13 protein-coding genes are annotated in these 12,449 nt (G+C 58.1%); 10 read left to right on the forward strand and 3 right to left on the reverse strand.

The genetic code is table 11. From position 1 onward, the window contains the following. Positions 1 to 88: 88 nt before the first annotated feature. Complete coding sequence (locus ACYBHZ_RS18630) at positions 89 to 589, reverse strand: lactoylglutathione lyase family protein (protein WP_460275820.1); 501 nt, start codon at positions 587 to 589, stop codon at positions 89 to 91. Positions 590 to 678: 89 nt separating this feature from the next. Here ACYBHZ_RS18630 and ACYBHZ_RS18635 point away from each other — a divergent pair, with 89 nt between their 5' ends. Beyond that, positions 679 to 1,560 carry a LysR family transcriptional regulator gene (locus ACYBHZ_RS18635; protein ID WP_460275821.1) on the forward strand — a complete coding sequence of 294 codons (882 nt, stop codon included), beginning with the start codon at positions 679 to 681 and terminating at the stop codon, positions 1,558 to 1,560. Positions 1,561 to 1,566: 6 nt separating this feature from the next. Here the strand turns inward: ACYBHZ_RS18635 and ACYBHZ_RS18640 are convergent, their stop codons facing one another. Further along, the gene (locus ACYBHZ_RS18640; RefSeq protein ID WP_460275822.1) at positions 1,567 to 2,130 is read right to left on the reverse strand and encodes a carboxymuconolactone decarboxylase family protein; all 564 of its coding nucleotides are present in this window, start codon (positions 2,128 to 2,130) and stop codon (positions 1,567 to 1,569) included. Positions 2,131 to 2,268: 138 nt separating this feature from the next. Here ACYBHZ_RS18640 and ACYBHZ_RS18645 point away from each other — a divergent pair, with 138 nt between their 5' ends. After that, entirely contained in the window at positions 2,269 to 2,862 is a 594-nt protein-coding gene (locus tag ACYBHZ_RS18645; protein ID WP_460275823.1) for a TetR/AcrR family transcriptional regulator, read from the forward strand. Positions 2,863 to 2,995: 133 nt separating this feature from the next. Here the strand turns inward: ACYBHZ_RS18645 and ACYBHZ_RS18650 are convergent, their stop codons facing one another. Continuing rightward, positions 2,996 to 3,148 carry a hypothetical protein gene (locus tag ACYBHZ_RS18650; RefSeq protein ID WP_460275824.1) on the reverse strand — a complete coding sequence of 51 codons (153 nt, stop codon included), beginning with the start codon at positions 3,146 to 3,148 and terminating at the stop codon, positions 2,996 to 2,998. Positions 3,149 to 3,398: 250 nt separating this feature from the next. On the opposite strand from ACYBHZ_RS18650, the gene ACYBHZ_RS18655 reads away from it, so the two are divergent. The 8 genes from ACYBHZ_RS18655 to xylB all read left to right on the forward strand — a co-directional run bounded on the left by ACYBHZ_RS18655 (position 3,399) and on the right by xylB (position 12,412). Next, entirely contained in the window at positions 3,399 to 4,430 is a 1,032-nt protein-coding gene (locus ACYBHZ_RS18655; protein ID WP_460275825.1) for a LacI family DNA-binding transcriptional regulator, read from the forward strand. Between the two features lie 142 nt (positions 4,431 to 4,572). Further along, complete coding sequence (locus ACYBHZ_RS18660; protein ID WP_460275826.1) at positions 4,573 to 5,871, forward strand: ABC transporter substrate-binding protein; 1,299 nt, start codon at positions 4,573 to 4,575, stop codon at positions 5,869 to 5,871. Between the two features lie 95 nt (positions 5,872 to 5,966). Continuing rightward, complete coding sequence (locus tag ACYBHZ_RS18665; protein WP_460275827.1) at positions 5,967 to 6,833, forward strand: carbohydrate ABC transporter permease; 867 nt, start codon at positions 5,967 to 5,969, stop codon at positions 6,831 to 6,833. Positions 6,834 to 6,845: 12 nt separating this feature from the next. Next, positions 6,846 to 7,676, forward strand: coding sequence for a carbohydrate ABC transporter permease (locus ACYBHZ_RS18670; RefSeq protein WP_460275828.1), 831 nt, complete (start codon positions 6,846 to 6,848; stop codon positions 7,674 to 7,676). A gap of 10 nt (positions 7,677 to 7,686) precedes the next feature. Further along, positions 7,687 to 8,691 (forward strand): ABC transporter ATP-binding protein, encoded by a 1,005-nt coding sequence (locus tag ACYBHZ_RS18675; protein WP_460275829.1) that lies wholly within the window; start codon positions 7,687 to 7,689, stop codon positions 8,689 to 8,691. After that, positions 8,688 to 9,461 carry an L-iditol 2-dehydrogenase gene (locus ACYBHZ_RS18680; protein WP_460275830.1) on the forward strand — a complete coding sequence of 258 codons (774 nt, stop codon included), beginning with the start codon at positions 8,688 to 8,690 and terminating at the stop codon, positions 9,459 to 9,461. Before ACYBHZ_RS18675 ends, ACYBHZ_RS18680 begins: the two co-directional genes overlap by 4 nt. A 27-nt stretch (positions 9,462 to 9,488) precedes the next feature. Then, a complete protein-coding gene (locus ACYBHZ_RS18685; protein WP_460275831.1) occupies positions 9,489 to 10,955 on the forward strand; it encodes a mannitol dehydrogenase family protein in 1,467 nt (488 codons plus the stop codon). Between the two features lie 5 nt (positions 10,956 to 10,960). Beyond that, positions 10,961 to 12,412, forward strand: a complete 1,452-nt coding sequence (gene xylB / locus ACYBHZ_RS18690; RefSeq protein WP_460275832.1) for a xylulokinase — start codon at positions 10,961 to 10,963, stop codon at positions 12,410 to 12,412. Positions 12,413 to 12,449 lie beyond the last annotated feature (37 nt).

The raw sequence follows: 12,449 nt of genomic DNA on the forward strand, positions 1-12,449 counted from the left end.
GGAAATACAAAGTTTGCGACAGAACCGTCGCCCGCGCCCCCAATTTTCCTGCGCGCCGCTACCTTCAGACGCGCCTCGCCGGGCTGGATCAGGAATAGGCGCCGGCAGAGTAGGTCAGCTCGTAGCTGTGCGAGTAGAGTTCAAAGATATTGCCGAAGGGGTCTTCGACATAGACCATGCGGTAGGGTTTCTCGCCGGGGTAATACTCGCGCACCGGCATCCGCTGCTTGCCGCCTGCGGCAACGATGCGTTCCAGCAGACCTTCGAGGTCGGGATCCTGGATCGCAAAGTGGAAGGTGCCGTGGCGGCGGTAGTCGAAATTCTCGTCCGGCGCGTAGTTCCCGGCGAATTCAAACAGTTCGATGCCGATACCATCGCCGGTTGACAGATGCGCGATGCGCAGGTGCTGCCAGCCGGGGCCAAAGACGTCGGTACACATCACGCCAATGGCGCTGTCATCCTCGGTCACTTCGCTGGGGGGCATCAGCACGTAAAAGCCAAGCACTTCGGAATAGAATGTGACGGCTGCGTCAAGGTCCGGAACGGACAGGCCGATGTGGGAAAAGGTACGGGGGATCGTGTGGGTCATAGCTGTCTCCTGTGTCATGCAACAGGAGGTAGACAGCGCAGGCTCAATTGTGAAATTATCATATTGGATTATTTCGCAAACGAAACGTGATGATAAACGCCACCTGGATCGATACCTTCACCACACTGGCTGAAGAGGGCCATTTCACCCGCGCCGCCCAAAAGCTGAACATGACACAGCCCGGCGTCTCGCAGCAGTTGCGCAAGCTGGAGGCCCAGCTGGGCCAGCCGCTGATCGCGCAAGAGGGCAAGGGATTCGTGCTGACGGAGGCGGGGGAGGCGGTGCGGGTCATGGGCCTCAAACGCCGGGCCGAGGAACGCGCCCTGCGCGAGGCGATTGCCTCGGATGACCCGGACGCGGGCGCGCTGCGCATCGCCTGTTCCGGCAGCTTTGCCATGGCGTTCTACCCACTGGCGCTGGCCATGATGACCGCCGCGCCGCGGTTGTCGATCCATCTGGAGGCCGCGCCCCGGTCCCGCGTGCTCGCCGAGGTGCAGGAGGGCAAGGCCGATCTCGGCATCCTTGGGGACGACCCCGCCACCCCGCGCCTGACGGCGGAGCGGATCGGACAGGAGGAGTTGTGCCTGCTGGTCCCTGCGGGGATGAAACAGGACAGCTTCGAGGCGCTCGACCAGCTTGGCCTGGTGGCCCATCCTGATGTCTACAGCTATGCCGAAGATGTGCTGGGCGCCAACTTTCCCGAAGGCTTCAAAGGCGCGGATCGGCTACGTATCCGGACCAGCGTCAATCAGATCGGCCAGATCCCGGCCCCGGTGGCCGCAGGCCTCGGCTATACATTGCTGCCGCGCAGCGGATTGGCGGGCTTTGCCGACATGGATCGGATCAGGATCGTGCCGCTGCAAAAACCGCAGGTGCAGGACCTCTGGGCGGTGACGCTGCGCGGGCGCAGGCCGACGCAACGTCTGATGCGTGTGATGCAGGCCGTCCGCGCCTTGGTGAACGGCCTTTGACGCGGCTCAGCGCTTGGACTTGGGTGTCCAGGCGAACTGCTGCATCGGCGCGTCCACCGGCGTTTCGGCCAGATGGTTAGTGTAGTTGCTCATCACCTTCTGCGCGAGGCCCAGAACGATTTCCAGCACCTGCTCTTCGCCGTAGCCCGCGTCATAGAACGCCTGCAGGTCCGCATCGGTCGGATTGCCGCGGCTGTCGGCCATCACGAGCGTGAAGGTACGCAGCGCCTCCAGCTTGGCATCCGCCAGCGGGATCTCGTCGCGCAGCGCCTCAGAAATTGCATCGTCCACCTTCATCATCTTGGCGATGCCGGTGTGTGCGGGCACGCAGTAGTGGCATTCGTGGTAAACGTTGATCGTTTGCCAGACCACGGTCTTTTCCTCGGCATTGAACGAGGTCTCCTCGGCGAAGAGGCGGTGCAGAACTTGGTAGCCGTCGAGCAGCGCAGGGGCGCGCGACATCACTGCGTGTAGGCCGGGCAGACGGCCAAAAGCGGCCTTGGATTTTTCGATCAGCGGCACGGCGGCGGCGGGGGCGGTGGTCTCGTTGAGTTTCTCGAACTTGGTCATGGTCTGGCCTTTCTGTTTGGCGTGATGGGGGCAAGCTGGCCATTATTGAGCGATTGCTCAAGTTGATTCTTGAGCAATCGCTCAAACATTTTCGTGAGGCCATTGCGCCTTGACCCGGCCACGCCTTAGATTACGCCCATGGCACGCACCGCATCCTATGACCGTGACGCAGCACTCGAAGCCGCGATGACCCTGTTCTGGCGTCAGGGCTATCACGCTACGTCCCTCAAGGATCTCGAAGCGGCGCTGAAGATGAAGCCGGGGTCGATCTACGCCGCCTTCCAAAGCAAGGAGGCACTGTTTCGCGCCACGCTGGACCGTTACGCCGACCGGATGACCGCCGAAATGGAAGCGCTGGTCGCCCGCAGCCCCTCGCCGTTGAAGGCGCTGCAAACGCACCTTGAGGGGCTGGCCGAGCTGTCTCCCTGCGACCGGCCGTCTACGGCCTGCATGTTGGTGAAGTCCTTGTTGGAGGTGCAGCAGGATGATGCGTTGAGGGGCTTTGTTATCGCGCATCTGGACCGTGTAGAGCAAGTGATCGGCACGACCTTGAGCGCGGCGCAGACGGCCCGAGAGCTTCCTGAGGACGCGGACACGGCCCGTTTGGCGCGACGTATTCAGACCTACATTTTCGGCCTCAAGGTCCAGGCACAACGCGAAACTGATCCGACCAGAATGCGCGATCTTTGCGAAGATTTAAGTGTAGAGATCAGGCGATGCGCCGTAAGCTGAACACTGGGTGTCTGAGCTGATACCATAATCAGGATTATCGGATTTCTGGTAAGCCACGGGTGGATTCACATCCGAAAGGGGGCACTACATAAAAGTGACATTATTGTCCGGTTCGCGCGAACGAACGGAGAACTTATGCGGCATCGCGAAGATCATTCTTCCGAAGTGACCTGAGGCGATCCGGGCTGAGCGGCGTGTTCATGTTCCACAGGTAATCCCCGGTCAGTCCGACATGGGCCCAGCCACGCGGCGCGATGTGTTTGATGATTTCGTCTGAGATGGCCATGCCGTTTTGTCCTTCCCGTTTTCAGCAGAGCCGTAGGGGTTTCATCGAAGTTGGAGACCAATAAGAGGGATATGTCGAAAAAATGGAATGGTGGCGCTCCTCGTCTTGTCGAAATATAGTTCAATGCACGTGGTACGCAATCGGCGAGCAGCTTCATTGAAAGTCCGGCAATCAAGAAAATTGGCGCGCGCCAATTTTTTCGGCACATTGGACGCATAAAAAGCAAAAGCGGGAATCGCAGGAGGGGCGAATGGTCGACAAGAAAATCAAGAACATGGACGAATTCGCAGCTGTCAGTGGGATATCGCGCCCAACGATTTCGAAATATTTCAACGATCCTGAGAGCGTCAGGGTCTCCACGCGTAAAAGGATTGAGCACGCGCTCCAAGAATACAATTACACGCCGAATTTCTTTGCGGTGAACCAAAACCGGAAATTGACCAAGAACATCGGTATTGTCGTTCCCTATTTGTCGGACCCTTTCTTCGCTGAAATCGCCCGCACGATTGCGGAATTGGTTGCTGGTGTCGGGTTTAGGCCCATTCTCCTCGGCTCGCGGGGGGATACGGAGCAAGAGATTGAAAACCTCGAAAACCTACGTGTTCTTAAGCCTTCGGGTGTGCTTATGGCGCCGCTTGGCCGGTTGTCGGATGTGGAGAGGCTGAAGGCCTTTTGTGCGGATGTTCCGACAGTCCTGTTTGATAGCAATATTAATGGTGTTGGAGCGGCGTTTGTGGGGTCCAACAACTACACGTCTATGGCGCAAATTGTTGAATATCTGTGTCGGACCGGGGAGCCGCCCTGTTTTTTTGAGATGCGGACGCCAGCCAACCCGAATGCGCATAAACGACGCAAGGCCTATTTGGAGACGATGGAGCGGCTCGGTCATAAGCCTCATGTGCTTCAGGCTGAGGGCGAGGGGTGGGATTTCGAAGGGATCGGTTTCCGCGCGGCGACGAATTTGTTCGCTGGCCCTAAACTTCCGACCAGTACAATCCTGTGCTCAAACGACCGCCTTGCGATTGGCGTGCTGTCGGCCGCCTATGAATCTGGATTGCGTGTGGGCATCGGGGCTGGGTGTGCTTTGCGGATTGCCGGGCATGACGACCATCCGTTTTCGCGCTACACCAGCCCGACATTGACCACGGTGTCCCAAGATTACGCCGCCATTGCCGAAGCCTCGGTTCAGCGACTCGTCGGGCTGATCGAATCAGGAATTGATTCGGTGGAGCGTGACGAGACGTATTTCGACGGTCGGCTTGTCATGCGTGGCTCTGCGTGAGCGCAAACAAATCCATTGAAATGTATGGTTAAATTTTAGCCGTTTTAAAAACTTAACGCGCGTAAAAGAAAATATTGACGCAGGCAGTCCCCCGTGCCTAAGCTTTTGGACATATCGCATCCAAAAACCAGGGAGGAGAAGGATGTCTTTGAAGAACGCATTTCGTGCGGCCACTGCACTTGCGCTCGTAACGGCGGGCGCGCAGGCAGACACCATCACAATCGCGACAGTGAACAACGGTGACATGATCCGCATGCAGGGTCTGACCGCGGACTTTACTGCGAAAACCGGCCATGAGGTCGAGTGGGTGACGCTTGAGGAAAACGTGCTCCGCAGCCGCGTGACCACCGATATCACCACCAAAGGCGGTCAGTTCGATATCATGACCATCGGCATGTACGAAACCCCGATCTGGGGCAAGAACGGCTGGCTCGTGCCGCTCGACGATCTGTCTGCAGAGTATGACGTCGATGACATTCTGCCCGCTATGCGCAACGGCCTTTCGGTCGATGGCACGCTCTACGCTGCGCCCTTCTATGGCGAGAGCTCGATGATCATGTATCGCACCGACCTGATGGAGAAAGCCGGTCTTGAGATGCCGGATGCACCGAGCTGGGAGTTTGTACGCGATGCGGCCATCGCGATGACGGACAAGGACAACGAGGTCTACGGCATCTGTCTGCGTGGTAAAGCAGGCTGGGGCGAGAACATGGCCTTCCTGACCGCAACGGCGAACGCCTTCGGCGCCCGCTGGTTCGATGAAGACTGGAAGGCGCAGTTCGATAGCCCGGAATGGAAAGAGACTCTGACCTTCTACCTCGACCTGATGGACAAAGCCGGCCCTCCGGGTGCCTCTGGCAACGGGTTTAACGAAAACCTGTCCCTGTTCCAGCAAGGCAAATGCGGCATGTGGATCGACGCGACCGTTGCGGCATCCTTCGTGACGAACCCGAATGACTCGACTGTCGCGGACAAAGTGGGCTTTGCTCTGGCACCCGACACGGGCAAAGGCCCGCGCGGCAACTGGCTGTGGGCTTGGGCGCTCGGCATTCCGGCGGGCACCGACAACGTCGATGCGGCTAAGGAGTTCATCGAATGGGCCACCTCGAAAGAGTATATCGAGCTTGTCGCAGCCAATGAAGGTTGGGCCAATGTGCCTCCGGGGGCTCGGACCTCGCTCTATGAAACCCCTGAGTATCAGGAAGTGCCGTTCGCGGCGATGACGCTCGGGTCTATCGAGAGCGCCAATCCACTTCAGCCTACCGTTGATCCGGTGCCTTACGTTGGGGTCCAGTTTGTCGCAATCCCTGAATTCGCAGGCTTTGCCACGGAAGTTGGTCAGGAGTTCTCTGCGGCCCTCGCGGGTCAGCAGTCCGCGGAAGAAGCGCTGGAAAAAGCGCAGGCACTGACCACCGACGCGATGGAAGCCGCAGGCTACTAATCGCTTAACCTCCCCATGGAGGGCGTACATCTTGTGCGCCCTCCTCTCTCACTCAGGGCAAAACGGTCTTTACCCCGTTTGCAGAGGAGTTCCCAATGGCCACCCAGCATTCCCGATCCGCCGCCCGTTTGATGATGGCTCCTGCCGTGATCCTACTTTTGGGCTGGATGCTCGTCCCACTCACGATGACACTGTATTTCTCGTTCAAGAAATATCTGCCTTTGCGCGGTGGTGATCTCGGTTGGGTGGGTTTTGAAAACTACGCACGCTTCGTATCCTCAAGCGCCTTCTGGCCTGCCGTCCAGACCACCATCGTTATCGTCGTCGGTGTTCTTGTCATCACGGTGGTGCTGGGCGTGTTGCTTGCGATCTTGCTCGATCAGCCGCTTTGGGGGCAGGGCGTTGTCCGCATTCTCGTCATCGCTCCCTTCTTCGTGATGCCGACGGTTTCCGCTCTGGTGTGGAAGAATATGTTCATGGATCCCGTGAACGGGCTCTTCGCACATCTTTGGAAATTCTTCGGTGCTGAACCGGTCGCTTGGTTGACCGAAGCATCGCTGCCCTCGCTGATCATAATTGTGAGCTGGCAATGGCTGCCTTTCGCAACGCTCATTCTTTTGACGGCCATTCAATCGCTCGACCAAGAGCAGCTGGAAGCTGCAGAAATGGACGGCGCTCCGATCCTGAAACGGTTCTGGTTTGTCGTACTGCCGCACCTGTCGCGCGCCATGACTGTGGTCGTGTTGATCCAGACGATTTTCCTTCTGTCGATCTTCGCGGAAATTCTCGTCACGACGCAGGGCTCGTTCGGCACCAAAACGCTGAGCTATCTGATTTTCCAACGCGTTCTCGAAAGCCAGAACGTCGGTCTGGGCTCCGCCGGTGGCGTCTATGCCATCATCCTCGCCAATATCGTCGCGCTCTTCCTGATGCGCATCGTCGGCAAAAATCTGGACGCGTGAGGGGGAGATATCATGGCACGTTCTGTTACAACGCGGCGTAAAGTCATCAACACGGCTCTGGCTTGGGGCGTTGGTCTTCTGATCTTCTTCCCGATCCTCTGGACAATCCTCACGAGCTTCAAAACCGAAGCTCAAGCGATCGCGAGCCCGCCGATTTTCCTCAACTTTGACTGGACACTGGAAAACTATGCGGTGGTTCAGGAACGCTCCAACTATATGCGTTTCCTGTGGAACTCGGTCATTATCGCGGGCGGGTCTACTCTATTGGGGGTGATCATCGCCGTACCGGCCGCTTGGTCGATGGCATTCGTCCCTTCTAAGCGCACGAAAGATATCTTGATGTGGATGCTCTCGACCAAGATGCTTCCGGCGGTTGGTGTGCTTTACCCGATCTACCTCATTTTCATCAAAATGGGCCTGCTCGATAGCCGCATCGGTCTGGTGATTGTGATCATGTTGATCAACCTGCCGATTATCGTCTGGATGCTCTACACCTACTTCAAGGAAATTCCGGGCGAAATTCTCGAAGCGGCACGTATGGACGGGGCCACTTTGAAAGAAGAGATCATCCATGTGCTGACGCCCATGGCCATCCCGGGCATCGCATCGACCATCCTTCTCAATATCATCCTCGCGTGGAACGAAGCGTTCTGGACACTGAACCTGACGGCGGCAAAAGCCGCGCCTTTGACGGCCTTTATCGCCAGCTATTCAAGCCCAGAGGGCCTGTTCTACGCAAAACTCAGCGCGGCCTCGACCATGGCCATCGCTCCGATCCTCATCCTTGGCTGGTTTAGCCAGAAACAACTCGTGCGCGGCCTGACCTTCGGCGCAGTCAAATAAGGGAAAGACCATGGGACGCATCACACTTGATAAAGTCACGAAACGCTTCGGCGAGGTGGAGGTTATTCCACCGCTGGATCTGACCATTGAAGACGGGGAATTCACCGTTTTCGTCGGCCCTTCTGGCTGTGGGAAATCCACGCTCTTGCGCCTGATTGCAGGGTTGGAGGACGTGACCTCCGGGCAAATCCGCATCGACCGTGAAGACGCCACCAATGTACCGCCGGCAAAACGCGGCCTTGCGATGGTGTTTCAATCCTACGCGCTCTATCCGCATATGTCGGTTCGTAAGAACATCGCTTTCCCACTCAAAATGGCAAAGATGGATCAGTCTGAGATCGACCGCCGGGTGAATGGTGCCGCTGAGGTGCTTAACCTTGCGGATTATCTGGACCGTCGTCCGGGGCAACTGTCCGGTGGCCAGCGTCAACGGGTTGCTATCGGCCGGGCCATCGTTCGTGAGCCTGCGGCCTTCCTCTTTGATGAGCCGCTCTCGAACCTCGATGCTGCGCTTCGGGTCGGAATGCGTCTTGAGATTTCCGAACTGCATGAGCGGTTGAAAACGACGATGATCTACGTGACCCACGATCAGGTCGAAGCTATGACCATGGCTGACAAAATCGTCGTCTTGCGCAAAGGCAACATTGAACAGGTCGGTTCCCCGCTTGAGCTTTACAACACCCCGCGCAATGTCTTTGTGGCCGGGTTCATCGGGTCTCCGAAAATGAACCTGATCGAGGGCGATGAGGCCGAGAAACATGGCGCGCATACGATTGGTGTCCGGCCCGAACATATCGAAGTCTCCTCTGAGAGCGGGCTTTGGGAAGGTGTCGTGGGGGTCTCCGAACATCTCGGCTCGGATACCTTCTTCCATGTTCATGGCACAGGGCTCACAGATGCTTTGACGGTCCGCGTCGATGGTGAAGTGAGCTTCAAAAGCGGCGACAAGATTTTCCTCACGCCGCGCTCCGATCTGATCCACAGGTTCGATGCAGAGGGACTTCGTCTGGCATGACGCGGCTGATCGGAAAAACGGCGCTCATCACGGGCGCGGCCAGAGGGATCGGGCGCGCCTTCGCTGAGCGCTATGTCGCGGAAGGCGCCCGTGTGGCCATCGCTGACATTGATCTTGCGCGTGCCGAAGAGACGGCGGATCAGATCGGTGAGGCCGCGATTGCGGTTGAGATGGATGTCACCTCTGTCGACAGCATTCACTGCGCGGTGACAAAGACTGTCGCGTCGCTGGGGCAGATCGACATTCTGATCAACAATGCCGCGATCTTTACCGCAGCTCCCATTGTCGAGATCACGCCGGAAGACTACCAGCGTGTTTTCGATATCAATGTCCGGGGAACGCTTTTCACCATGCAGGCGGTCGCGGATCACATGATCGCGCGAGGCGAAGGAGGCAAGATCATCAACATGGCCTCTCAGGCCGGGCGTCGCGGTGAGGCGATTGTTGCGGTGTATTGCGCCTCCAAAGCGGCGGTGATCTCGCTGACGCAATCGGCGGGGCTGAACCTGATCCAACACGGGATCAACGTCAACGCGATCGCGCCGGGCGTTGTCGACGGTGAGCACTGGGATGGGGTGGATGCGTTCTTTGCGAAATATGAGAACAAGCCTCTCGGACAAAAGAAGAAAGAAGTCGGAGACGCGGTGCCTTTCGGGCGTATGGGGACTGCGCAAGACCTGACCGGTATGGCGGTTTTTCTGGCCTCTGACGACGCAAACTATATCGTCGCCCAGACTTATAATGTCGATGGCGGGAACTGGATGAGCTGAGGCTCATCAACTCAAGGAAATCATGCGATGAAACTTTGCAACGCGACTTTGACACACCTGCCGGACGAGATCGAACGTCCGCGCTATGACCGCAGCGCACTCACTCCGGGGATCGTCCATATCGGGCTCGGGAACTTTCATCGTGCCCATCAGAGCTGGTATCTACACCGGCTGATGCAGCAGGGCCGCGCACAGGATTGGGCCATCCTGGGCGCGGGCGTGCGGCCTTACGATCAGGCCATGCGGGAAAAGCTGATCTCACAGGATTGCCTTACGACGCTGATCGAACTTGATCCCGGCGGATCGAGTGTCGAGGTTGTCGGTTCCATGATCGACTATATCCCGATCGAAGACGGCAACGGCGCATTGATCGCGCGGATGGCGCAGCCTGACATTCGTATCGTTGCGCTGACGGTCACGGAGAGCGGGTATTTCATCGATCCTGCGACCAAAGGGTTCGATGCCAACCATCCTGATATTCAGCATGACGTCGAGAACCCGTTTCATCCGCGTACGGCGTTCGGCGCCATGGTCGCTGCGCTCAAACTGCGTCGGGACAAGGGCATTGGACCGTTTACCGGCCAGTCCTGTGACAATCTTCAGGGCAATGGCGATATTCTGCGCCAGACCGTGGTCTCGCTGGCGCGGTTGTCTGACCCTGAGCTTGCGGATTGGATCGACGCCAATTGTACATTCCCGAACTCGATGGTCGATTGCATCGTGCCCGCGACAGGCGTGAAGGAGCTTCAATTGGCTGCAGAGGCCGGGGTCGAAGATTTCGTGCCGGTGACCCATGAGAATTTCCGCCAATGGGTGATTGAGGATAACTTCTGTGCAGGACGTCCGGACTGGGATCTTGCGGGCGCGACCTTCTCCGATGATGTGCATTCTTTCGAGACGATGAAAATCCGTATTCTCAACGGCGGGCATCAGGTGATTTCCGATCCGGGAGAAATCCTGTCCGTTGCGCATATTTCCGAATGTATGGCGCATGAGAAAATCGCCGCTCTGTTCCGCAAGGTCGAGATGGAAGAGATCGTGCCGCATGTCGCCGCAGTTCCGGGCATGACGCCAGAGGCCTATGTCGACCTGATCGAACGCCGGTTCTCCAATCCGTTGATCGTAGATACGACGCGGCGTGTGGCCTTTGATGGGTCGTCCCGTCATCCGGGATTTGTTATCCCCTCCATCCGCGAAGGTCTTGCCAAAGGCATCTCTGTCAAAGGTCTCGCGCTCGTCGAGGCTATCTGGGCCCGGATGTGCGAAGGCACCCGAGAAGATGGCAGTGAAATCGCTCCGAACGATCCGCTGTGGGATCTTTTGCAGAAGAGGGCAAAAGCAGCCAAGGACGATCCCTCTGTCTGGCTTTCTATGACGCAGATTTATGGCGATCTGGGGCGTGAACCGGAGTTTGCGGATGCGTTTGCCGCCTCCCTGCGTCTCATCTGGGGCGAGGGGCTTGTCGCGGCCATTGATGCTTATCTGGTCGCGTGACGGGAATGGCCTTTCTTGGGATCGATCTTGGAACCTCGGGCCTGAGGGTGCTCTTGACGGATGGTGAGGGGAATATCCTCGCCTCCGCCGAGCGCAGCTATGCCTCCGTTCACCCGGCGCCCGGCTGGTCGGAGCAAGCCCCGGACATCTGGATCGAAAAGCTGGAAGAGGCGATTGCCGAACTGCGCGCGCGGGCGCCCGAATTTGCTGATCTGAAAGGGATCGGTGTAGCGGGTCATATGCATGGTGCGGTTTTGCTTGATGATGACGACAAGGTTCTGCGGCCCTGCATTTTGTGGAATGATACGCGTAGCCACATCGAGGCCGCGCGCCTTGATGCCATTCCGGGCTTTCGGGAGATCACTGGCAATATCGTCTTTCCCGGCTTTACCGCACCAAAACTCGCTTGGGTCCGCCAGCATGAGCCACATATTTTTTCACGCATCGCCAAAGTTCTTTTGCCGACGGCCTATCTGAACCTTTATCTCACGGGCGATCATGTCGCCGATATGTCGGATAGCGCAGGAACATCCTGGCTGGATGTGGCCGGGCGTGATTGGTCGGAACGCTTGCTTGCCGCGACAGAGCTCGACCGCAGTTTCATGCCGCGCCTTGTCGAAGGCAGTGCCGCGGCCGGGCAGTTGCGTGAAGAGCTTGCCCAAAAATGGGGGCTGACATCCGAGGTCACGGTTGCAGGGGGCGCGGGCGACAATGCGGCTGCGGCCTGCGGGATCGGGGCGCTGAACGAAGGCGAAGGCTTTGTCTCTCTTGGCACCTCCGGGGTTCTTCTGGTGGCGCGTGATGCCTGTCACCCGGCACCGGAGACGGCGCTTCACACCTTTTGCCATGCTGTGCCCGACCGTTGGTATCAGATGGGGGTGATGCTGGCGGCGACGGACAGCCTCAATTGGTTCTCAAAAATAACGGGACAAAGCCCCGCTGCGCTCACAGGCGCTTTGCCGGATCAGCTACAGCCGCCTTCGTCGATCCGCTTCCTGCCCTATTTGTCTGGGGAACGCACGCCGCATAACGATGCGCATATCCGCGGGGGCTTTACGGGATTGGCGACGCAATCCGAACGCGTTGATCTGACGCAAGCGATCCTTGAGGGGGTGGCCTTCGGATTGCGCGACAGTTTCGAGGCGTTGAAAACCACGGGTGCCCGAGCGGAGCGTTTGTTTGTGATCGGGGGCGGGACGGCCTCGCACTACTGGTTGCAACTGATTGCCACCGTGCTTGATATCCCGCTTTTGAAACCCAAGGGGGGCGAATTCGGCGCAGCTCTGGGCGCGGCGCGCTTGGCGCATATGGCCGCCACGGGAGATGCGCCGGAGGATGTGCTTCTTGCGCCTGAGGCTTGTGAGGTAATCGAGCCGGTTCGCGCACTGACGCAGGCGTTCGATGAGGCGTTTCGCAAGTTTCAAGCGAGCTATCCCGCCCTGCGCGAGATTCAGTAAAGCCCTGAGCAACAAGACGTGAGCATCAAGAAAGGAC

This window comes from Celeribacter sp. ULVN23_4 (assembly GCF_054788345.1).